The organism is Paraglaciecola aestuariivivens (genome assembly GCF_052983255.1).
This window is the reverse complement of the sequence record NZ_JBRKBA010000001.1, coordinates 382,754-405,919: the sequence shown is the minus strand read 5'-3', so window position 1 is coordinate 405,919 and position 23,166 is coordinate 382,754. Positions and strand designations below refer to the sequence as shown.

At 42.1% G+C, this 23,166-nt stretch carries 13 protein-coding genes; 7 read left to right on the top strand and 6 right to left on the bottom strand.

The genetic code is table 11. From position 1 onward, the window contains the following. Positions 1 to 25 precede the first annotated feature (25 nt). Positions 26 to 1,285 (bottom strand): UDP-N-acetylglucosamine 1-carboxyvinyltransferase, encoded by a 1,260-nt coding sequence (murA, locus tag ACVCDT_RS01915; protein WP_447131049.1) that lies wholly within the window; start codon positions 1,283 to 1,285, stop codon positions 26 to 28. A gap of 279 nt (positions 1,286 to 1,564) precedes the next feature. On the opposite strand from murA, the gene ACVCDT_RS01910 reads away from it, so the two are divergent. The 4 genes from ACVCDT_RS01910 (at position 1,565) to ACVCDT_RS01895 (ending at position 8,330) form a co-directional block, all read left to right on the top strand. Then, complete coding sequence (locus ACVCDT_RS01910) at positions 1,565 to 4,462, top strand: FAD-binding and (Fe-S)-binding domain-containing protein (RefSeq protein WP_447131048.1); 2,898 nt, start codon at positions 1,565 to 1,567, stop codon at positions 4,460 to 4,462. Positions 4,463 to 4,583: 121 nt separating this feature from the next. After that, the gene (locus tag ACVCDT_RS01905; RefSeq protein ID WP_447131047.1) at positions 4,584 to 6,170 is read left to right on the top strand and encodes a sodium:solute symporter; all 1,587 of its coding nucleotides are present in this window, start codon (positions 4,584 to 4,586) and stop codon (positions 6,168 to 6,170) included. Positions 6,171 to 6,216: 46 nt separating this feature from the next. Next, entirely contained in the window at positions 6,217 to 7,140 is a 924-nt protein-coding gene (gene murQ, locus ACVCDT_RS01900; RefSeq protein ID WP_447131046.1) for an N-acetylmuramic acid 6-phosphate etherase, read from the top strand. Between the two features lie 2 nt (positions 7,141 to 7,142). Then, complete coding sequence (locus ACVCDT_RS01895; protein ID WP_447131045.1) at positions 7,143 to 8,330, top strand: exo-beta-N-acetylmuramidase NamZ family protein; 1,188 nt, start codon at positions 7,143 to 7,145, stop codon at positions 8,328 to 8,330. A 54-nt stretch (positions 8,331 to 8,384) separates the two neighbouring features. On the opposite strand, the gene ACVCDT_RS01890 is transcribed toward ACVCDT_RS01895, so the two are convergent. The 4 genes from ACVCDT_RS01890 to ACVCDT_RS01875 all read right to left on the bottom strand — a co-directional run bounded on the left by ACVCDT_RS01890 (position 8,385) and on the right by ACVCDT_RS01875 (position 15,774). Continuing rightward, positions 8,385 to 9,233 carry a MurR/RpiR family transcriptional regulator gene (locus ACVCDT_RS01890; RefSeq protein ID WP_447131044.1) on the bottom strand — a complete coding sequence of 283 codons (849 nt, stop codon included), beginning with the start codon at positions 9,231 to 9,233 and terminating at the stop codon, positions 8,385 to 8,387. Positions 9,234 to 9,465: 232 nt separating this feature from the next. After that, positions 9,466 to 10,665, bottom strand: coding sequence for an acyltransferase family protein (locus ACVCDT_RS01885; RefSeq protein ID WP_447131043.1), 1,200 nt, complete (start codon positions 10,663 to 10,665; stop codon positions 9,466 to 9,468). 30 nt (positions 10,666 to 10,695) lie between these two features. Beyond that, positions 10,696 to 12,573: a beta-N-acetylhexosaminidase gene (gene nagZ, locus ACVCDT_RS01880; RefSeq protein WP_447131042.1), complete on the bottom strand. Its 1,878-nt coding sequence runs from the start codon at positions 12,571 to 12,573 to the stop codon at positions 10,696 to 10,698. Positions 12,574 to 12,759: 186 nt separating this feature from the next. Beyond that, the gene (locus tag ACVCDT_RS01875; protein WP_447131041.1) at positions 12,760 to 15,774 is read right to left on the bottom strand and encodes a carboxypeptidase regulatory-like domain-containing protein; all 3,015 of its coding nucleotides are present in this window, start codon (positions 15,772 to 15,774) and stop codon (positions 12,760 to 12,762) included. A 371-nt stretch (positions 15,775 to 16,145) separates the two neighbouring features. Here ACVCDT_RS01875 and pbp4b point away from each other — a divergent pair, with 371 nt between their 5' ends. From pbp4b to ACVCDT_RS01860, 3 genes are all read left to right on the top strand, one after another. Further along, on the top strand, positions 16,146 to 18,638 hold the full coding sequence (pbp4b, locus tag ACVCDT_RS01870; RefSeq protein WP_447131040.1) for a penicillin binding protein PBP4B: 2,493 nt from the start codon (positions 16,146 to 16,148) through the stop codon (positions 18,636 to 18,638). 10 nt (positions 18,639 to 18,648) lie between these two features. Further along, the gene (locus ACVCDT_RS01865; RefSeq protein WP_447131039.1) at positions 18,649 to 20,202 is read left to right on the top strand and encodes a serine hydrolase; all 1,554 of its coding nucleotides are present in this window, start codon (positions 18,649 to 18,651) and stop codon (positions 20,200 to 20,202) included. 454 nt (positions 20,203 to 20,656) lie between these two features. Further along, the gene (locus tag ACVCDT_RS01860; RefSeq protein ID WP_447131038.1) at positions 20,657 to 21,580 is read left to right on the top strand and encodes a hypothetical protein; all 924 of its coding nucleotides are present in this window, start codon (positions 20,657 to 20,659) and stop codon (positions 21,578 to 21,580) included. A 75-nt stretch (positions 21,581 to 21,655) separates the two neighbouring features. Here the strand turns inward: ACVCDT_RS01860 and ACVCDT_RS01855 are convergent, their stop codons facing one another. Then, on the bottom strand, positions 21,656 to 22,984 hold the full coding sequence (locus tag ACVCDT_RS01855; RefSeq protein WP_447131037.1) for a hypothetical protein: 1,329 nt from the start codon (positions 22,982 to 22,984) through the stop codon (positions 21,656 to 21,658). Between the last annotated feature and the right edge of the window lie 182 nt (positions 22,985 to 23,166).

Sequence of the window (23,166 nt, the reverse complement as noted above, 5' to 3'; positions counted from 1 at the left end):
GCTTCCCTTGGTTAATAACAGGCAATTAACGAATACGTTGAATATTGGCACCTAAGCCATTTAATTTTTGTTCTATGTGCTCGTAGCCTCTATCTAGATGATAAATACGATCCACTATAGTCTCGCCTTGGGCGACTAAGCCGGCAATCACTAAACTGGCAGAGGCGCGTAAGTCAGTCGCCATTACTTGCGCACCTGTTAATTGTTGGTGGCCTTTGCAAATAGCATGGTTGCCTTCAAGTTGTATATTGGCTCCCATACGTTGTAATTCAGGAACATGCATAAAGCGGTTTTCAAAGATGTTTTCGGTTATCACCGCGGTTCCTTCTGCCACACAATTTAATGCCACAAACTGGGCTTGCATATCGGTTGGAAACCCAGGGTGTGGAGCTGTGACTATATCCACACTTTTGGCTCTGGCGCCTTGCATATCAAGTTCAATCCAGTCTTGACCTGTGGTGATTGTTGCCCCAGCTTGAGTGAGTTTGTCTAACACTGCTTCCATCGTATGTGGGGCAGCATTTACACAGCGAATTTTGCCCCCTGTCATGGCTGCGGCTACTAAAAAGGTGCCAGTTTCAATTCGGTCGGGCAACACTTTGTAGTGGCTAGCATTGAGTTGCTCTACCCCTTCAATCACAATAGTGTTAGTACCTGCACCACTTACTTTGGCGCCCATGGCATTTAAACAATTGGCTAGATCTACAATTTCGGGCTCGCGTGCGGCATTGTCTAAAATGGTTTGGCCTTGGGCTAATGTGGCAGCCATCATTAAATTCTCTGTGGCCCCTACACTGATCATCTCCATGACTATTTTGGCACCTTGCAAGCGGCCATCAACGTGAGCGTGAATATAACCTTGGTCGACCTTAATTTGGGCGCCCATTTGCTCTAATCCAGTTAAGTGAATATTCACAGGTCTGGCGCCAATTGCACAGCCACCAGGTAAAGACACATTAGCTTTACCGTATTTGGCCAACAAAGGCCCAAGCACCAAAATAGAGGCGCGCATGGTTTTGACCAACTCATAAGACGCAGTGGTATTAGTTAAATTGCTGGCGTCTATTTCTATGTGTTTATTGCTAAGGCGAGAGGCTTTTGCACCTAGCTCAGACAACAAGGCTAAAGTGGTTTGAATATCGCGTAATTCCGGCACATTTTCAAAAGTGCAACTGCCGTTTGCCAGCAAGCTGGTCATTAGTATTGGCAAGGCGGCGTTTTTAGCCCCCGAAATATTAACGGAGCCAGCTAACGGCTGACTGGTTTTGATTAATAATTTTTCCATGTGCAAACTCTAGGGCTACTTTTTTGGGGGTAGATTGAAGCGTAATTCACGCTGCCGCTGCTGTTATGGATCAGTATTCATAGACAGGTTTTATATGTTGCCATTGGCCTAGTGCTAATTCAATGGTGACACTTGGATTTTTTATTTTTAGGCTTTTTCTCAGCTTAAAATAAGGTAGGCTTTAGCGGCGCGCAGGCATAGTAGTGGGTTTTTATGCCGATTTTTGTTGGTCAACATTTTAGTGTAAGACCTTAATTTATATGGAATTAATGATAGATTATGAGCCAAAACATTGCACAGTTTACTCAGGCAGTTGCTAAACATTTGCCCGCAAAAAACATCATCAGCCAGTACAGTAAACGTTATGCCTACGGAACAGATGCAAGTTTTTATCAATTGACGCCAGAGCGCGTGCTTATGGTGGACAATCTAACCCAAATAATCACCATTATTAAAATTGCTAACCAATTTAAGGTTGCCATTACTTTTCGCGCAGCAGGTACAAGTTTGTCGGGACAAGCTGTGACCGACTCTGTGTTAGTGGTTTTGTCTGAACACTGGGTAGATTACAAAATTCATCAGCAAGGGCAAAAAATCACTTTGCAAACTGGGATTATTGGGACCAAAGCTAACCAAATTTTACAGCCTTATGGGCGCAAAATAGGCCCAGATCCTGCCTCTATTAACAGTTGTAAAATTGGTGGTATTGCAGCTAATAATGCCTCGGGTATGTGCTGTGGGGTCGAACAAAACAGTTATCATACTTTAGCTGATATGACCTTGGTATTGGCCGATGGCAGCCAAGTAAATACCGCATGCAAACAAAGTCGGGCTAACTTTTTAAATAGTCATAAAGAGTTGATTGAAGGGCTAACAGCGCTTAGCCAGCAGCTACACACTAACCCCGAGCTAAAACAAAAAGTACAACAAAAGTACCGCTTAAAAAATACCACTGGTTACGGTATTAATGCCTTGATTGATTTTTCTGATCCCATAGACATGCTTAAACATTTAATGATTGGCTCAGAAGGCACCTTAGGTTTTATTGCCGATATTACCTATCACACAGTGCCCGACCATCCATTTAAAAGCACCGGCTTTTTTATTTTTGACCAAAGTGCAATGGCCTGCGAGTTAGTGCAAGCATTGGCCGAGTTAGATGTAAACGCAGTGGAGCTATTAGATAAACGCGCCTTAATGTCGGTATCTGAGCATGAAATTATGCCAAAAGGCGTAGCTGATTTTGCTGATGATTCAGTGGCCTTATTAATTGATATTCAAGCCGCCGATGCCCAGCAGCTAGCACAAAGAGTGCAAGCAGTAGAGCAGGTCATAGCTGGTTATCAGGCTGGAATATTAGCCCAAATTGAATTTGCTACTGACTCGGCACGCAACCAAGCTTTGTGGAATATTCGTAAGGGCACTTTTCCGGCTGTGGGCGCGGTGCGTGAAGCCGGCACCACTGTCATCATCGAAGATGTGGCCTTTCCTTTGCCACTTTTAGCGAAAGGCATTAGTGAGCTGCACAAGCTTTTTCGAGAGTATGCTTATGAGCAAGCCATTATCTTTGGCCATGCACTGGCTGGAAATTTACATTTTGTGTTTACCCAAGCTTTTGATACTCCAGAAAAAGTACAGAAGTACGACGACTTTATGGCGGCGGTGGCCAAGCTGGTTGCTACAGAATTAAAGGGGTCGTTAAAAGCCGAACATGGTACGGGGCGCAATATGGCTCCCTTTGTTGAGCTAGAGTGGGGTAGCGAAGCCTATCAAATTATGAAGTCGTTAAAGCGCTTGTTTGACCCCAGCAACTTGCTTAACCCTGGGGTGATCATCAACGACGATGACAAAGTACATATCAAAAACCTTAAAGCTTTACCTAGTAGCCATTCCATCATAGACAAATGCATTGAATGTGGATTTTGCGAATCTGTGTGTCCGTCGCAAGGTTTAACCTTTACTCCCAGGCAAAGGATAAGTGTAAGCAGGCGTATGACTCAGCTACAACAACAGCTTGAGCAAGCTGCCTTATCCCAAGAGCATGTCAAGCAGCAGCAATACTCAGAGCAACTAGCGCAGATGCAGGCCGACTATCAATATCTGGGAATAGATAGCTGTGCCGCAACTGGTCTTTGTGAAATGCATTGTCCTGTGGGTATTAATACTGGCGAATACATTAAGGCCTTGCGTACTGAACAATTTCAACAATCTGCGGTAAAACAGCAGTTGGCTAAGGTTAGCGCCAAGCATTTTGCAGGGGTGAGCCGCCTTGCCAGCATGGGGTTATCTGCGGTACATGCCACTAAAACGTTAGTTGGAGATAAGCCCCTTGAGCTGGGGTTTAAAGGTCTAAACATCTTAAGCGCGGGTTTTGTGCCTTTGTATTTTTCCCAGTGGCCAAAAGGCGAGGCCAAACTTAAAACCGGTGAGTTTGGCTTAGGCTCGGCTCAGTCTGCGGCTAAGCAATCAGTTAAAAAAGTGGTGTATTTTCCTGCTTGTGCGGGGCGCATATTTGCTGCTAACTCGCCTTCAAAACAGCAGTCTTTAGCCCAAACTGTAGTCTCGGTTTTAAACAAAGCTGGCTTTGAGGTGATTATTCCAAAGCCAAGTGCTGGCCTGTGCTGTGGTATGGCGTTTTCTAGTAAAGGTGACCCAGCCCATGCTGAGCAACAATCCACACAGACTTTGCAAGTGTTGCAAGAGCACAGTCAAAATGGCCAATACCCCATTATCACCGATGCCAGCTCTTGTGCCTTAGCGTTAAAAGGCAATGAGTCTGGGATCACTATTTACGAGTCGGCTGAATTTGTCAGTGAATGGGTGTTACCTAATCTAAAAGTGGCAGAGAAAAAGTCACAAGTGATCTTGCATGTTACTTGTAGCAGTAAAAGAGCTAAGGTTGATCAACAACTGGTGAATATTGCCCAATACTGCGCGCAAGAAGTGGTTATTCCTGCAGATGTAAGTTGTTGTGGTTTTGCCGGAGACAAAGGCTTTTATCAGCCTGAGCTTAATCAACATGCCCTTAGGCATTTAAAAGCACAACGCCCAAGCAATTGTGATCAAGGTTACAGCAACAACAGAAGTTGCGAAATTGGCTTAAGCCGTCACAGTGAGGTGCCTTATCAATCTATTCTTTATTTGCTTGATGAAGTAAGCCAAGCAAGTGATGGGTAACAGTGGATCAAACTAAAGCACCAGAATAGGGTTTGAAATAAATTATTATTTCTTTGTGTACAAGATTATTAGAATAATATATTCTTTGATTATTCATCGTACAAAATAACAAGAGTGCCCTATGTTAGAACACTATACTGCTTTAGATTGGCTAGCCTTTGCTGTCTATGGTTTAGTGCTATTGGGTTCTGGCTGGTTTTTTAATCGCAAGTCGGCTAACAGCCAAGATTATTTTTTAGGTGGCAACACTATGTCTGTGTGGGTAGTGGCCATTTCAGTGTTAGCCACCTCACAATCAGCCGCGACCTTTTTAGGTGGACCCGATCAAGGTTATAGAGGTGATTTTTCGTATTTAACCTCTAATATTGGTGCCTTTATTGCCGCACTTTTTGTGGCGTATTTTCTGATCCCGCGCTTTTATCAATTTAAAGTTTTTACCGTATACGAGTTGTTAGAACAACGCTTTGGGGCCAAGGCTAAAAGGCAAACGGGCTTGATGTATTTGTTTGGTCGGGTGTTTGCCAGTGGGGCTAGGTTATATATGGCGGCCATTGCTATATCTATGATTTTGTTTGGCGATATTGATGCCTCACACGTGATCATTGCAGTGTTAATTATTTCTGCTTGTGGCTTGTTATATACAGTGTATGGCGGCATTCGCTCAGTGATTTACAGTGATGTTTTACAGTGCTCTATCTATATAGGCGCGGCTTTAGCTGTGGTGTATTTTTTGTATACGGCTATTCCGGCAGACTTTTCGACCATAGCGCGCGCGTTATCTGAGCCTAGCCCAGGGGCGGCATCAAAACTGACCTTCTTTAAATTTGAACTGGATTTTAGTTCGGCTGGAGTGTTTAACTTTTGGTCAGTTATTACTGGTTTTGTGCTACTCAATATTGCCGCCTTTGGCCTAGATCAAGACATGACCCAAAGGGTGTTAACCTGTAAAAATGCCCGTGAAGGCAGCAAAGCCATGTTGTATTCAGTGGTGATGGTGATCCCTGTCATGCTGATTTTTATCTCTATTGGTTTGTTATTATTTATTTTCTACGATCGCCCCGACATTATGAACAATGGCGCGACTAATGCTGTGGTACCTAGCTTTAAAGGCGAATCTGTCACTATCTTCATGTATTATGTGCTGAACGAAATTCCCGCCGGAATTAAAGCCCTAGTTACCATTGGCATTATTGCTGCCGCCTTGTCTACCCTAAACTCGGGGTTAAACTCTATGTCTTCGGTAATAGTGCAAGATTTGTATCGTCCATGGCTTACTCGTCGTAAGTCAAATGTAGAGCCTCATCATTATGTGAAGGCAGGTCGCATAGGTATGTTTGTGGTGGCGCTAGCGCTCAGTGCCATGGCCAGTTTATGCTATTTTTGGCAACAACATACCGACATGCCTTTGTTGCAATTTGCCTTAAGTGTCATGGTGTTTTCTTATAGTGGATTATTAGGCGTGTATTTTACTGTGTTATTTACTAAGCGCGGCAATCAGCAGTCGGTATTGGCTGCCTTGGTGGTGGGCTTTTTATTAACCTTGTTTTTCCAGCCTTATGTGATGGCTCTGGTGTTACCGCAAGCATGGTTATTTGATCTTGGTTTTACCTGGCAACTTTGTGTTGGCAGCACAGTCGCATTTTTAGTTTGTTGTAGCGGTGCAGCTAAAGACTATCAAACAGAAGATAACAAAGAAGTGCTGGCCTAGCAGGCCAACTAACTTTCAAAATTAATAAATGAATGTGAATACTAAAATGACAGCAAATCCTCTTTTAAACGAGCTGAATAACATTTTATCTGAAACGCGAAATGCCAATACCTTAGATATTGATGTGTTGTCTTCAGAAGCTATCTTGCAAAAGATTAATGAAGAAGATCAAAAAGTGGCACTGGCTATTCAACCTGCCCTAAGTGAAATTGCTAAAGCCGTTGATTTAATAGTTGCAGCCTTTCAACAACAAGGGCGTTTAATCTATATAGGTGCTGGTACCAGTGGTCGTTTAGGCATTTTAGACGCGGTTGAGTGTATGCCAACCTTTAGTGTGCCAGAGAATATGGTGATAGGTATTATTGCTGGTGGTGAAAAAGCCATAAAACGCGCAGTAGAAGGCGCTGAAGATAACGAACAAGCGGGCATAGACGATTTAAAAGCGGTACAGCTAACAGCCAAAGACGTAGTAGTGGGCATTGCAGCAAGTGGGCGCACCCCTTATGTGGTTTCGGCATTAAAATACGCCAATCAAGTGGGAGCTAAAACTGTATCTGTTAGCTGTAACCCCAATTCTGCTATTGGTAAAGTTGCCAATATTGAAATTTGTGCGGCTGTGGGGCCAGAAATATTAACCGGCTCTACCCGTATGAAATCAGGCACCGCTCAAAAGTTAATTCTGAATATGTTAAGCACAGCTAGCATGATAAGAATTGGTAAAACCTATCAAAACCTAATGGTTGACGTGAATGCCAGTAACCAAAAGTTACATGCACGTGCGCTGCTAATAGTCATGCAAGCCACAGACTGTGATGAACAAACCGCCAGCCTAGCGTTAAAACAAGCCAACAATGAAGCTAAGTTGGCAATCTTAATGATTTTAACCAATAGCACAGCCAGCCAAGCCAGTGAATTGTTGCAGCAGCATCAAGGTTATTTACGTAAAGCTGTACAAAGTCAGAGCCAGTAATTATGCGTCATTGGATTAAAATCAAAAGCTTACTGCTAGTGCTGGTGTTAAGTACTGTGGGGTGTGCAAACTTAGCTAGCCATACACAGCCTATCCAAGTAGGGGCGGAACGTTCAGAGCTGTACTTGCCTTTATTAAGCGGTAAAAAAGTGGCACTGGTAGTGAATCAGTCTTCCCGAGTAAAAGATCAACATTTACTCGATTATCTGCTGTCTCAGCAAGTGAATGTGGTACGTATTTTTGCCCCAGAACACGGTTTTAGAGGCGACTATGATGCTGGTGCTCATGTTAAAAGTAGTATCGATCCGGTAACCGGTATTCCCATTACTTCGATTTACGGTAAAAACAAAAAACCTAAGTTAGCACTTTTGGAAGATGTGGATATTGTGATTTTTGATATCCAAGATGTAGGCGTAAGGTTTTATACTTTTATTAGTTCGATGCACTACATGATGGAAGCAGCAGCCGAATCTAATACTGCTTTTATGGTATTTGATCGCCCCAATCCAAATGGAAAATTTGTAGATGGGCCAATCTTAGACAGCGAATTTCGCTCTTTTGTGGGTATGCACGCTATTCCTGTGCTGCATGGCATGACCATAGCCGAAATCGCCAAGATGATTAAAGGTGAAGCTTGGATAAATCAAGCCAGTAACTTGGAGTTAATCACTATAAGCAACCAGCACTACAGCCGTGATCTTGCTTATGATTTACCTGTGGCACCTAGCCCCAATTTGCCTAATAGTCAGGCTATTCAACTGTATCCTTCTTTGTGTTTTTTTGAAGCCACACCAGTTAGCGTTGGTCGTGGTACCGACTTTCCGTTTCAAGTGATAGGGCATAATAGTGTGCCGCTTGGGCCATTTGAATTTACCCCTGTTTCAACCCCAGGTGCGGCTTTGCACCCTAAGTTACAAGACCAATTAGCTAAAGGCTTAGATTTACGCCAAAGCGCAATACAGGGCTTAGATTTAACTTTGTTAATCCAGGCTTATCAGCAGTTTGAGCAAGCTGGCCAAGAGTTTTTTACCCGTGCAAGTTTTATGGATAAGTTAGCCGGTACCGACCAATTACGTTTAGCGATAGAGCAAGGGCAAAGCGCCAAACAAATCAAAGCAAGCTGGCAAGCCGATTTACAGGCGTTTAAACAGTTACGTAAAGCTTATTTGTTGTATCCAGACTTTCCTTAGTCTGATTGCCTTTTAGCCACCCATTTTGGGTGGCTTTTTTTTAGCTGCTAAGTCTTAAGAATTACGTCTGTACTCAGCCACTACTGCATTGGTTTTTTCTAAGGTTTGACGACCTTGACGCGAAGATTGAGTGATGGCAATAAACAGGATGTCGATAATAAACTCTTGAGCGGTACGGGCTAAGATTGACGATAGGCGAGCGGATTCTTCATCGGCTATAGAGTACAACTTAACATCGGCCATGTCAGAGATAGGGTTGCTGCCGTAACGAGTAATAGAGATAGCTTTACAACCATTCTTTTTAGCTTGTTTAACCACATTAACAATTTCTTTGGTGCAGCCAGATTCACTAATAGCAAAAACTAAATCATGTTCAGTTAAGGTAGTGGCAAAGGCCAGTTGCACGTGAGCATCAGGCTCTTCTATGGCTAAAATGCCAAGCTTTTGCAACTTATAGGCGAAATCTTTGCCCACTAAAGCCGAGCCACCTAAGCCACAAATTAAAATACGTTTTGCTGATTTTAGGATTTCTACAGCGGCTAAAAAGGCGCTTTCATCATTTAATTTTTGGGTTTCGTTTAACACCGAAACTTTACTGCTTAGCAACTTATCTGACATTTGATTAAAACTGTCGTTTATGGTGATTTTACCGTGCAAGGTATTGTTGCTAGGGGCGGTATTTAAGGCATCGATTATGCCTAGTTTGAATGCCGGATAACCTTTGTATCCAAGTTTTTGTGCAAACTTTACTACGCTGGATTGACTCACGCCTACTACATTGGCTAACTCTTGCGATGACAATTCGCGTATAGCATTAGAGGAGTCCAAAGCAAACTTAGCCAGTTTAAGTTCGCTGCTTGAGAAGGAGTCCTTTAAAGCTTTTATTTTAGTAAATGTTGACATAAAAACTCATAAAATATTTTGATTAAATTCTAGGCTTAAGTGTACCTCAAGGGGAAATGCTAAATCAGTAAAAATATGCATTAAAATACTGTGTTTACGGACTTTTTTTAGATTATTTTGGCGTAAATGCTTTTGCTACTATTACATTTATGCCAATTTTTAAGAATTATTTAGTTGAATTAGATTTGCGCATTATTCGTAAATGTTTGTTAGCTGTAAAGCTTGCACAAATTTATACTTTCCAAAAAATGCCTTTTTTGTACAGGCCGTACATAGTTAAGTAAGACACAGCTAAAAAACACAAAGCAAAAGCAAGCGAGCCATTTAATGCGCCCAAGTAGGGGGCAAACAGGTGTTGATATAGCCAAGACTTCATTGTGAGTTCGCCCACTGGCAGCATAATGATTAAGCGCGCCAATACCCCAGCAAACATAAAAAAGGCAATGCTATTGGCCCCAAACACAATAAAAGGTGCACAAATGAGTCTGACCCATTGCGATTCTAAGCTCCAAAGCAATAACGCCAGGCTTAAGCATGCGTAACCGCTAGTTAAGAGTACATAACTCGAGGTCCATAACGCTTTATTGATGGGAAAAGTTAGATGCCAGAGCTCACCTACTAACACCCCAATTAAGCCTAAACCAACTAACCAAGCTATTTTACCCAGTTGATTAACTTTAGGGTTAGATAACAGGTAACCCACTAATATGCCCGACAACCCACTGGCTATGGCTGGCAAGGTGCTTAATAAGCCTTCTGGATCAAAAACAAAGGGTTGGGCTTGAGCATAATAGACATGTTTAGCTGTTAGCAGTTTTGCGTCTAACCAAGCACTTAAGCTATTACCAAAGCTTAATTGCCCTACATACTCATTACCTAAGTGATCATGGTAACTAACTTGGGTGAGCAAGTACCAATAGCCAATTAAGATCCCAACCAAGCAGGCGACTAAGGCTTTTTTAGATAAATATAACCAGCACAACACACAAAACATATACACCAAGGCAATGCGTTGTAACACACCCATAATGCGTATGTTTAACAGGCGTTGTTCAACCCAGTCGTAACTTTCGAGGCTAAAGTTGTAATAAAATAGCGCTAAAAACCAACCTAATAACAACAGCTTACACATTCGAATTAAAGCTGATTTTAGGATAGTACTGGTTGCAGTAGCGGCCTTGCGTGCTACTTGCCCAGACAGGTGAATGGATACCCCAACAATAAAGATAAAAAATGGAAAGATCAGATCGGTTAGTGTCCAACCGTGCCATTCTGCATGCCGCATTGGGGCATAAATGTGTTGCCAACTGCCAGGATTATTCACCAAAATCATGGCAGTAATAGTGATCCCTCTAAACACATCTAAGGCCAACAGCCTATTGCTAGGGCATTGTTTTAAAATAGCCAGGCAATGGGCTTTTAAGGCTTGCATAATTTAGGGCTACTTATGGCGGTGACGTTATTAGATTTCAACTGTCACTGGTAATTGCCCAGTGGCCTGGCGTTTTGCTGTAATGACCTCGGCTAAGGCTTCAAAAATTGGGCCTTGGTACTGGGTCACTAATCGACCGTGTGAGTCTATATATTGCTGTTGATTTAAATTGTAAGAAAAACTCGCCAATATAATATCAGCATAGTCAGCAAAAATGCCCACATTATAAGGGGTACGCAAACTAATAAAGACTGTGGTTTTACCCTGTGCCTTAGCAGTTTTTAGTAACTTTAGTTGTTGGTTGATTTGTTGTTTTTTGGGCAACCTTTGACGCCAATGTTGAATGTCATCCATGCCACCTAGCTCAGCTAAGCTTTGGTTAGGGGTAATATCAGCCACTATCACAACTTCTGCTTTTGCTAGGTCGCTGTTATCAGTTTGAGTTTGCTGATTGGCTAAACTAGAGCAACTTATCTGAGTATTGGCTAAGCGGGTTTTTAACGCTAGGGTTAAGGCCATACATTTAGTGGTATCTGGCATGCTTAAGTGCAAGTGTTTAACCTGCTGATCTATCTTAGTTTTTGCCTGATTTTTTAACATGACTATAGCGCTATTGGCTAATTCTTGCTCAAGTATACGGTGTGGTTTTTTACCTAAGGTAAAGCCAGCTTTTTTAATGGCTTTGTCTAAGGGTAAAGCAAAACCAGTGGCCAGTTGATATTGGGTTTTTGTTTGGGAAATGCGCGCCGCCGACTGTTCAATTTCTTGTCTATCTAAACGTCCTGACTGTACGGCTGCCACTACTTGATTAAGTAGGTTATCCAATAACTTTATATCTTTAGGGCTGCGAATGGTTAGTGGCATTAAGGCAATGTCTGCCCCCGCGGCAAAGGTTTGGATGACCGCTTCGGTTTGATCAAAATAATGGGCAATGCCAGCCATATCTAATGCGTCTGTCACTATTAAACCTTTAAAACCCATTTGCTCTCGTAATAAGTCAGTTAAGATTTTACGCGACATAGTGGCCGGCAGAATACTGCTTTCGCCTTTAGTATTAGTAAATTCGGTACTATCTAATTGTGGGTATTGAATATGCGCGGTCATGATAAAAGCCGGATTATCATGTTCAATTGCATAGTTAAAAGGCAATAAGTCGGTAGTAAGAATTTTTTCTAAGCTGTGATCTACTCTAGGCAAACCAGTATGGCTATCTACGCTGGTATCGCCATGCCCAGGAAAATGTTTAAGGGTGGCCATCATGCCTTGGCTTTGCATAGCAGCCATTTGTGCCGTGCCAAGCTCTGCTACAACTTGAGGGTTTTCACCATAAGAGCGTACATTAATCACAGGATTTAAAGGGTTAACATTAACATCCACTGTGGGGGCAAAGTTTAGATTAAAACCTAAAGACATAAGCTCAGTTGCCATTACTTTGCCGGTTTCGCTGGCAAAGTGGTGGCCAAATTTAGCGTAGGTTGCACCTATTGCCATATTGCCAGAAAAAGAAGTACCCAAATTTTGTGGAATGCGTACCACCCGCCCACCTTCTTGATCTATTGCTATAAATAAAGGTGGATGACCCGCATCTTGTGCGGCCTGTTGCAGGGCATAATTGAGTTTTAGAATTTGTTCACTGTCTTGCAAGTTTTCAGCAAACATAATCACTCCCCCAATGCCGGTATTGGCTACCATAGAAGATAAGGCCTTAGGTAACTGGGTAACAGGGGTTCTACAAGCATTGCCGGTTGGCCCATTTTCACAAAAGTATCGAATATCTAACATTAACTTTTGTGCGATTAACTTTTTTAATTCTGGGTCGTGAGTAGGCTTCACTGCGCAAGCTGTGATCATGAGAAATCCGGTTAACAAGGCAATATTAAAAATAGAGGTAGCTTTTGTAATCTTCATGTTTTGGGTCTTAGTAATGAGGTACTAGGTGTTTATATGGCCTAATGTAACAGGCTTAATCTGTAAAATAAATTATTATATTTTAATTGTTTATTTAGGAATTAAATATTAAGAGGCGAGTGGGGTTCGACTCAAAAAAATCCCCGCAAAGGCGGGGATTTATACAGGGTAGTGCTGGTTTAGCTATTAGAAGCCAACGCTCACAGAGAACTGAATTCTACGTGGGCTAATTAAACTTCTAGGCTTACCAAATGATGAATTTGATACATAAGGGTCAAAGTTGTAACCCGTTTGTCTATCAAATACGTTATACATTTTGGCGGTAAACTCAGCGGTTAAGGTATCGGTAATAGCAAAATCTTGGCTGTAGTTTAAGTCAAGTTGCCAATGGCTTGGCTCACGACGGCTACCTGCAGGCTCTGCGTAACGAATAGTAGAGCTAGAGTATCCATATAATGAACCATCCCATGCTTCCCATACATCACCAGACTGGAATACAAAGTTAAAGCCAATATCAGCGTTCCAATCAGTAGTGTAATAACCTAAGGCTTTTAATACATGAGGCTTATCACCATTTAGCTTACCGTATTTGCCATCCCATAACTGACGACCTTTACCATCAGCTAAGTTAGATGAACCAATAAACAAGTTACCATCAGATGCGCCACTAGTGATGTCTTGGTCGTAGTTACCATAGTAGTGGCTCCATACATAAGACACATTTAGGTAAGTGTTGTCGCCAACATATTCACCTTCAATGCTCCACTCGTAATAGGTGTTTTCTGAACCGTCTAGTTCTGCAATAACATAAGACGAGCCACCTACTTCTGCACGATAAGAATCTAACTCAGGAATATACAAACCTAGTGCCGCAATATGGTCTGGTACACCACCAAATGGGCTTTGGTAATTTCCGTATAAACGTGAACCATTCCAAGTATCTTCCCAAGCATGGAAAGCTTTACGTTGACGTAAGTGAGTACGAATTAAAAACTCATTCGACATGGCTTTAGTCATACCAATAGTAATTTCATCTGTACGGCGAGGTTTTAGGTCTTCTTCGAAGAACTTACCTGATGAACCACTAGCTGGTTGGTCGCCAATGTAGTTACCGTCTATATCAAAAAATACCTTCATAGTTTTTTGCGTATTACGCGCCCAAGAGGCTGCGCGAGCAAGAGAGGTCGCTTCTGGGTTGTAGCTAGAGAAGTTAGCAAATAAAGTAGTGTCTTCTGAATAATCCCAGTTAATGGCTAAACGCGGTTGGATCATATCCAAGAAATCCACTTCGTACATTTTGTACTTATGCCCAGGTGCTAACTCATAACCAGAGACATTGTTTTTATTCTCTTTTAGGCCTTGTCCATACAAAATATCGTTACTTAACAAGAAACCAATATTGTAAGTAAAGTCACCGTCGGTTATTTCATCATTAAACTCAAAGTTAAAGTTTTCAGAAGATGAAATAATAGGAGGTACCACATCACCAGAGGCTGTTTGTAAGCTCATTTGCTGTACTGTGGCTTGATAATAAACTGGAATATCACCATCGTAATCATCAGGACGCTCACCGCCTAAGAAGCTGATGCTACCCCAACCATTAGATAAGCGAGATAAGACTTCTTTGTTTTCTTTCCACTGGAAGCCAACATGAATTTTATGGCTGGTGTCGCCAATTTCCATATCGTGATCAAGTTTGATTTCAAAACTCTTACGATAAAAATCTTGGTTGTTTATGGTTGAACCTACACCAACAGAGCCTCCATCAACTAATTCACCGGCATCATTGTAATAACCGTATTGTTCAATTAGTGGCAAAGCTGCATCACTATCATAGTCTGGGTTTTCAGTGCCAAACTTAGGTACGTTAAATAAACCCAAAGAATCTAAACGCGATAGATCTAACGAATCACCAATGCGAGGAGATACTTCTGGGATTAGATTATCTGGCGCACCAGCTGATTCAAAATCAAAGGTATTGTATTGAAAGGTTAATACAGTATCGTCAGAGATTAGGTATGAACCATCAAAAGTCACAATATCTTGATTAGTGCGGCTACCTACAGAGGTTGAATCGGCATCAAATGAACCAACCGACGCCCCTTTATTAATTCTTTCAGATGTACGCAAGCTAGCATTTAGCAATAACTCATCTGTTGGCGCCCAAGTTAACTTACCATAGTACTCGTTACGGGTACTTTCGAAGTCTTTAACTGGTCCACGGCCATTTTCTTTGTTTGGCTGTGACGTTTCTGGACGATAGTAAGAGCCATAGAAAAACAATTCGTCTTTAATAAGTGGGCCACTAATGCTTGTGGTGATCCAAGTTTTGTCTAACGAATACTTAGTTCCATCAGCATTGTCGCGGTCGGCCACTAAGCTTTTAGGTTGGAATTGATATTTCACTTTACCATGAAATTCGTTGGTACCTGACTTAGACAGAGTATTAATGGCTAAACCACCTGCACGGTTAAAACCAATGGCTTTTGCGCCCCCACGGTCAATAGTCACACTACCCATATCATGAGTAGAAGGCTCAGAAGCCAAGTTACCAAACATAGGCAATGAAATATCTACGCCGTCAAAGCCATATTGGTTATCACGACCAGAACCACCCGCAGTTGGGCCTAATGTGCCATATTCTGAGTATTGCACCCCAGGAATAATGGCTAACAAGTCACGATAGTTGTGACCCGAAGGCACGTTTTCGATGACGTCTTTACCTAAAGAGTTAGTTAACGAAGAATTACCATCACGAATAATCTTAGAACCAGTTACATAAATAATTTCAGTTGGCTCAGCAGGTGCAGCATCAAGGGCAATACTTAAATTAGAGGTTTGATCTAAATAGACTTCTATTTGCGATTGGCGAACTGTGCCATCTGGCGAGGTAAAAGTTACGGTATAAGTGCCTGGCAAAAGTGCTGGCAAGGTATAGCTACCATCTGCTTTAGTGGTTGCCATGCGCGGCTTAGGCATAACATCACTAGAAGCTGTTACTGTGACGCCTTCAACTAATAGGCCCGATACTTCAGTGCTTACTTTACCTTTAATGCTACCAGACTGTTGAGCCATAGCTGGTGTACTCATTAATGCACCAGTTAAAAGCATGGCCGAAATAGATGCGGCTGGTGCGCACCATGCTTTACGAACAGCCTGATGTAGGCGTCCTTTTATAAAATGTGTATGTTGTGTTGACATGTGTTCCACCTGATATTTTTTTAATTATACTTCGAGCGGTATTTATTTTTGATGCTTCCGCCTTCCCTTTGCTGACTCTATTTTTACTTAGGATCTGCTTCATTTAACAAATAATAAAGTATAAGGTCAAGAATAATATTTTCCATTTATAATTATTATGTGTAATAAATTATACTGTAAGAAAATCCAAGTATAACAAGGGTTTCTGTTAGCTTAAGAGCCTGATCGTGCCACAGCTATAGGCTGTAACGAATTGGTAAAACCCAGATAAATTAGAATAATGACTTACAATCTCGTAAAAATTGTGTGTAGAATATTTATTCACTAGCTTCGTTGTTTTTATAATTATTTATTCTTTGGGTGGTTTTTGCATGTCGTTGCGCACAATATTTCGCTTTTTAAACAGTCTGAGACTCACTGCAACAAAACAAGCTGTGCTGGTGATTAGCTTAATTTTGTTGTTGGTCAGTTGTGCCAATCTGCCGCTGTCTTATATGCAATCTAAAAACTACAGCCAGCGAATTAAGTTTTTAGTGATGCATTACACTGCCATAGATTATCAAAAGTCGGTGAGGGCATTAGTCGATGAAGGGGGCTTAAGTTCGCATTATCTTATTCCCGAACGTAATGATCCTAGTTACCCGGATGAAGATCTTAAAGTCATTCAACTAGTAGACGAAGCGGGCAGAGCATGGCACGCAGGTAATAGTTATTGGCAAGGGCGCAAAGACTTAAATGATCAAAGCATAGGCATAGAAATTGTAAATGTGCCTAAATGTATGCGCGATGAGAATTTTGCCAATGCCCTTCATAGAGAAAACAGCCAAGACAGACTCTGCGTCTTTCCTGATTACGACCCTAAACAAATCGAATTATTAATAGCTTTATCTAAAGATATCTTAGCCCGTAACCCGGATATTTCGCCTACTGCAGTAGTAGGGCATTCAGATATAGCGCCCTCGCGCAAAAACGATCCGGGTCCTAGGTTTCCCTGGTACCAATTGTACTTAGCTGGCATAGGCGCATGGTACGACAACCCAACCCTTAAAAAATATTGGCAAATGTTTAACCAAGTGCCAATAAGCGTTGGGCTGATGCAAGATGCATTAAATCGTTACGGCTATGGTATTACCGAAACAGGAATATTAGACAATGCCACTATAGATACAGTGTCGGCCTTTCAAATGCATTTTTTGCCTTGGTCGGTGAATGGAAAAATCGATAGCCAAACTGCAGCTGCCCTATTTGCCTTAATCGAAAAATATTTCCCTAAAAAAATTGAGGCCTTATTAGCCCGCTACGAAGCCGAAAAACAACCTAGCCCAGCGCCAATGAATTTAGGCTTTTATCAAGTAGAAGAAAGCTTTCCTACTATCGAGCGCAGTAGTCGAGAGTGGGTGAATGATCGCGCTAGCTTTAAATCGTATCAAGGCGAAGGCCAAATCATCATTGATAACCTAGACGCCCAAAATGCCGATATTTTTGTCAATGGCCAAAAGCTCAATATACAAGACCCGTTACAGCCCTATCAAAGGTATCAATACAGCTTATCTAAGCGCACTAAAAATGGTGACAACACCCTTAGGGTAGAAAATGTGCTGCCCGAAGGTAGCAGTCTAAAAGTAATGATCCCTTACCCCAAGTTAAGCGATGCCACAGATAAATATCAGCGGCGTTTTGCCAAAGTCGATGCTCTGATTAACAGTGATGTGGAAGCAGGGTTTCCGGGGGCAGTTTTATTAGTGCTAAAAGATGGAAAAATTATTAAACGTAGCGCCTATGGTTATGCTCGCAAATATGCCGATGGCGGCGCACCGCTAGAGCCAGCGGTAAAAATGCAAAGCGACCATATGTTTGACCTAGCCTCAAACACTAAGATGTTTGCCACTAACTTTGCTTTAATGAAGCTAGTATCAGAAGGCAAAATCGATGTTAGATTGCCACTTAAAAATTACTTACCTGAGTATCAAGGCCAAGGTCGCGAAAGCCGCTTGGTACGCGATTTATTAACGCATACCGCAGGCTATTCACCACAAGTAAGATTTTTCACTGAAGACAACGCCTTAGGCCCACGCTTTTTCTCACAAAACAAAAAACAAACCGAACATTTATTGTTAAACCAGGTGCCTTTTGTCACTGGTCGTCAAAATAAAGCGGTCTACAGCGACACTGCTTATATGTTGTTGGGGTTATTAATAGAAAGAGTCACACAAATGCCCCTCGACCGTTATGTTGAGCAAGAAATTTATCGACCACTAGGTTTAACCCATACGCTGTTTAATCCTTTGCAAAAAGGTTTTGCTAAACAACAGTTTGCCGCCACCGAAATTGAAGGTAATACCCGCGATGGACGCATAGAGTTTGAAAATGTGCGTACTTATGTGCTGCAAGGCGAAGTGCATGACGAAAAAGCCTATCATTCGTTTGAAGGAGTAGCTGGGCATGCAGGATTATTTTCAACTGTTGATGACTTAGCAGTATTGGCGCAAACCTTATTAAATGGCGGCGGATACGGAAACAAAAAAGTATTCGAACGCGGCGTGTTAGGCAAGTTCACTAAGCCTGAAGAGGGCGACAGTAGTTATGGATTAGGTTGGCGTCGTGCCGACCAAGGTCAAAGAAAATGGCATTTTGGCCCTTATGCTAGTGCTTACGCTTATGGCCATACTGGCTGGACAGGCACAGTAACAGTGATCGACCCTGCCTTTGACTTAGCCATCATTTTACTCACCAATGCTCGCCACAGTAAAATTGTTGAGCGTGATGAAGGCCAAAGCCCTGAGTTTGAAGGTAAATTATTCGAAACCGGCAAGTATGGCAGCATAGTGAGTTTGGTGTACGAAGCGCTGTTAGAAAATTCTTAGGAGTCATTGTATGGCAAAACTCAGGCTGGCTTGGTTAGTGGTATTGCTGGGTATCACCCACTCGGTTGGGTCTTTACAGGCTGCGCCCATTAACCAAAAAAAAATCAACAAAATCATGCACAGCTTGCAGGTACCTGGGGCAGCAATAGGCATAGTCAAAGATGGCCAAGTGCTAGCGGCTAAAGGATTTGGCGTGAAAACTTTAGGTGAGCCAGAGCCAGTAGATGCCAGCAGTATCTTCAAAATTGCCTCTAATACTAAAGCTTTTACATCAGCCGCCTTAGCCATATTAGTCGATGAAGGTAAAGTTAGTTGGGAAGGCAAAGTTCAAGAGTATTTGCCTAACTTTAAACTTTACGATCCTTGGGTAAGCCAAGCGTTTAATTTAATTGACCTACTCACCCACAGAAGTGGTTTAGGGCTAGGGGCGGGGGACTTAATGTTGTGGCCCGAACCTTCAAGCTTTAGTCGTCAAGAAGTGCTACATAACCTCAGATACTTAAAGCCCACTGGAGAGTTTCGCGCCGACTACGCCTACGATAATTTACTGTATATAGTGGCAGGCGAAGTTGTACCTGCCGTTACTGGGCAAAGTTGGGAAAGCTTTGTTGAGCAACGCATTATGCAGCCTTTAGATATGCAGCACTGTTTTGCAGGTAAGGTCAGTGCAGATAAACAATCTTATGTGGCAACCCCACACGGCATAGTGGATGGTAAGCTACAAAAAATTATTCGCCCTACTTCTGACAAACCTAGTGTGTCAGGGCCAGCTGGTGGTATTCAGTGCAGCCTAAACGACATGCTTAAATGGGTCAAAGTGCAATTAAACCAAGGTCGAATCTCTGCAGACAAGACCTTGTTTAGCCAGCAGCAACATAAAAAAATGTGGCAACCGCAAACCTTAATGCCTTTGTATGCCAGTCAAAAAAGGCGTAATAACAGCCATTTTAGTGCCTATGCCTTAGGGTGGCGGGTTAACGACATGAATGGCACCCTGCAAGTGCATCACACAGGTAGTTTAGCCGGCATGTACTCTTTTGTTAGCTTGTTCCCAGAGTTAGATTTAGGTTTTGTGGTGCTTACCAATCAGCAATCAAGTGCCGCCCGTAGCGCCTTAATGTACACAGTTATGAAACCTTTTTTAGGGGATCACAAAACTGATTGGTTAGCCGAGTTTTCCCCTAAAAAAACACCAGCTAAGGCCAGTCAAAGCTTGCCAGAGAAAGCATACCCAAGAGCTAGCTTGAGTGACCAACAGCACCATGCCTATCTTGGTGCTTATGACGATCCTTGGTTGGGCCGATTTATTATCGAAGCCAAACAAGAGCAGTTACAAATCAGGGCATTAAGAGTGCAGAAGTTTGTGGGCGATCTATTTGTATTTGGCAAAGACCAACTATTGATCCGCTGGCACGACCGCAGTTTAGAAGCAGATGCCATTATTCAATTTAAACGCAATGCACAAGGCCAAGTTAACGGCATGACACTTAGCCCCGAATCAAGCGACATAGACTTTAGCTATGACTTTCAAGATCTAAACTTTACTAAAGTTGAAGATAAGTAATTTAGCCGAACAATAATCAATCTAAGGCTAGCCACTAGCCTTACTCCTTTCCTTTTACCGCCTTACTAACAAAAACTCTTTAATATCAACACGCTAGCTAATTTATTTGGCGTGTTTTTTAAGTGTTGTGAACAACTTCTAATTTACTTTAATCATTCAATAGTAACAATGTCACCTTTCGGGTCATTGTGTCAATGAAAAGGCGTCTTGACATAATGAATGACATTAACTAGATTTTTTAAGCAATTTAAAAACTATTTAAGCGAGCAAGTGGGTAGTTTTTTGATTGAAAACGTCAGTCTTTTGGGATCAGTTGTAACCATATCGAATGGAGACTTGAACAATTTAGTGTTTAACAGAGGGCGCTTAGCCAAGGCTTACAAGGCCGTTTTGATAAGTCATTTTATCAATTGGCCTTTGTCATCAATTTGACCTTACTTTTTAGGGAAAAAACATGAAATCCAAGATCGTAAAATTAATATTAGTTGCGGGAGTTGCATGCTCTGCAGCGCCTGTAAGTGCCAGTTTTATCGGTGCAAGTGTGAATGGAGAGGGGTATCTCGATTATCGATTTAACTCAACTTCCACGGCAACAACAAAAAATGGACAGCTAAAGCAGCAAAGTTCAGCGCAAGGGCAAAGTAGTGCTTCGTTACAAGACTCGTTTGGCTTTCATTGGGCTTATGAAGCTTACGCTAATATATCCAATTCAGATGCATTGCCAGAATTAGGTGCCTTAGCCTGGTCGAACTTTGAGTTCGTTCCTGAGCCAGGGGACAGCCCAATTGGCCTTGAAGGAAATCATTACTACAACACTTGGGTCACAACTTCTGCAATTCAAAAGTACACCTTTACAGGTGCAGAGAGTGAAGAGTATACCCTTGATTTTAACCTACATTTCAACATGCTAGGTGGGTATAGAGATACCATTTCAACTTACATAACAATTGGTAATAGCGACTACGATCCACATTTTGGTGGTGAATTGGGCCCTATTGGAGAAATTGGCGGTGATAGCGCCTTTTTTAACGGCAAAGATTTAGATGCTGATGAAGAGGTAAAGGAAGTCAACTCGCCATTTAGTTTTACCTTTACGCTTAACCCCAACGATGTGTTTTATGTTGATATGAGCATGCGAGTGCAAGCGGGCAATCAATTTGGTAACGGTAACACAACCAAAGATATAATCTCTGGCAAAATAGATGCGCTGCATACTTTAAGTGCTAATTTTACGTCAGGAAATACTAACTTGTTAAGCGCCAGTTTAGCGCCGGCTACAGCAGTATCTGAGCCTAGTTTAATATGGCTGCTAGGCTTGGTTATGTTTTTTATTGGGCTGAATCGTCACAAAAACCAAGACGCGGATTTAATTGTCTAGCTTAATTTAGCTGCCAGTTTTATCACCTAAAACTTGGCAGCTTATTTTGTAGGTATGAATTAAGCTAACTTTGGGTTAATTAGCTTTAAATAGCTCTTTTATACTCTGAGTTAATAAGGCTTGCATCTTTTGACCTGCTCGGGAAACCGATATCTCAGAATTGCCTAGTTCGGCAGTTTGCGCGGCTAAAGTAAATTCCATTCCTCCTTGAAAATGCGGCAAACTCACATGGGCCAACACCACATTTTCACCTGTTCCACGTGTTTCGCTTGGGCCCCAGCCAATTTTTTGCCAAATTCGCCACTGACCTTTAGTCGCTTGGTCTAACACCTGCTTGGTGTCATGGGTATGCTTGCCTGAAATGGCTGCAGCTAAGGCGTTGTGTAACATTAAGCTTATACCTTGCATCATACCGCCATAAGTATGCTGAGAGTCTGAATGGCCTTTGCCATAAAACAACACCTCTATATCTTCACTATGCAAAAAAGGGTGGCGGGTTTGGGATTCACGGTCGTGGGCGGCTAAGCGTTTTAACCATTCAGCTAATGCTAAAGTGGTCATGGGTTTGTTACCGGTTAAGCCACAATGTTGGCATCGATAAGTTTGATAATCTAAAGCTTCAGCATTGGTTGTAGGGTAATCCAGTTTAATTTTATGCTGGTCTTTTTGCCAGTAGGCAGTCTGTGGAGTAAAAACTTGATTTGCATAGCCCCCTCGAAAACGCACCGCAGAATTCGACAGCATTAACCATTGGTCGTGAAACAAAGCGGTGAGACGGTCGCGGCCTGCAAGGTTAACAAAATAACTGGCCAAAGCGTTGGAATCACCATTTGCTTGGCCAAAAGCTTCATAACTGTGAATGCTAGTGAGCATGTCGGCAATTGGGGTAGTGCCAGCCAAACTCATTGCGCCAATTTTACCTTGGCTTAATTGCCTGACTTTTGCCACTGCAGCGGTATAGGCCATAACTTTAGACGCGCTCCAAGGCTCGAATAAACTATCTTGGCTAGCGTCATTAGCTAAATATCGATAACTCAGAGTGTTAGGTTGGTTTTTGGATAGGGCAGCAAAATTTATGACTAAAATTTTACCTTGTTGCTGAGGAGCACTAAAAAACTGCCAGTCTCTGGCTATACGCTTTTCCCAATAGGGGCGAGCATAGTCAACTTGCGCGGCGCTTAAATAATCTCGCCCCTGTTGATTGCGCACAGGCAAGTGAGTGTTTACCGTGCTAAAGCTAAGGTCGGCAGGTTGTACAGCCGGCGCGTTCATGACTTGTGCATAAAAGTCGAGAGTAGCTTGGGTTGCATTTACTAATGCTGGTTGTGGATTAGTTTGCGCCAAAGCCTGCTGGCTGAGTGAAATAAATAAAAAGCTGATTACCAGTATAAGTCTAGTTGCCATTTTATTTCCTATTCCACTTTTAAGGTATTAAAAAGAATAATTTATTATCTATTTGGGCCAAAAGCAACGGTCTTAGATCCACTAATAGTGAGCAATAACGAGAACAATTTAACTATTTTACTAAAGGCTAAGGATTTACTTGTTGAAATAAATATTCCTATGATAGTCTTTTATTTGGAATA

Coding starts and splice junctions, on each gene's coding strand:
- murA (WP_447131049.1), bottom strand. CDS start 1,285: ATGGAAAAATTATTAATCAAAACCAGTCAGCCGTTAGCTGGCTCCGTT.
- ACVCDT_RS01910 (WP_447131048.1), top strand. CDS start 1,565: ATGAGCCAAAACATTGCACAGTTTACTCAGGCAGTTGCTAAACATTTG.
- ACVCDT_RS01905 (WP_447131047.1), top strand. CDS start 4,584: ATGTTAGAACACTATACTGCTTTAGATTGGCTAGCCTTTGCTGTCTAT.
- murQ (WP_447131046.1), top strand. CDS start 6,217: ATGACAGCAAATCCTCTTTTAAACGAGCTGAATAACATTTTATCTGAA.
- ACVCDT_RS01895 (WP_447131045.1), top strand. CDS start 7,143: ATGCGTCATTGGATTAAAATCAAAAGCTTACTGCTAGTGCTGGTGTTA.
- ACVCDT_RS01890 (WP_447131044.1), bottom strand. CDS start 9,233: ATGTCAACATTTACTAAAATAAAAGCTTTAAAGGACTCCTTCTCAAGC.
- ACVCDT_RS01885 (WP_447131043.1), bottom strand. CDS start 10,665: ATGCAAGCCTTAAAAGCCCATTGCCTGGCTATTTTAAAACAATGCCCT.
- nagZ (WP_447131042.1), bottom strand. CDS start 12,573: ATGAAGATTACAAAAGCTACCTCTATTTTTAATATTGCCTTGTTAACC.
- ACVCDT_RS01875 (WP_447131041.1), bottom strand. CDS start 15,774: ATGTCAACACAACATACACATTTTATAAAAGGACGCCTACATCAGGCT.
- pbp4b (WP_447131040.1), top strand. CDS start 16,146: ATGTCGTTGCGCACAATATTTCGCTTTTTAAACAGTCTGAGACTCACT.
- ACVCDT_RS01865 (WP_447131039.1), top strand. CDS start 18,649: ATGGCAAAACTCAGGCTGGCTTGGTTAGTGGTATTGCTGGGTATCACC.
- ACVCDT_RS01860 (WP_447131038.1), top strand. CDS start 20,657: ATGAAATCCAAGATCGTAAAATTAATATTAGTTGCGGGAGTTGCATGC.
- ACVCDT_RS01855 (WP_447131037.1), bottom strand. CDS start 22,984: ATGGCAACTAGACTTATACTGGTAATCAGCTTTTTATTTATTTCACTC.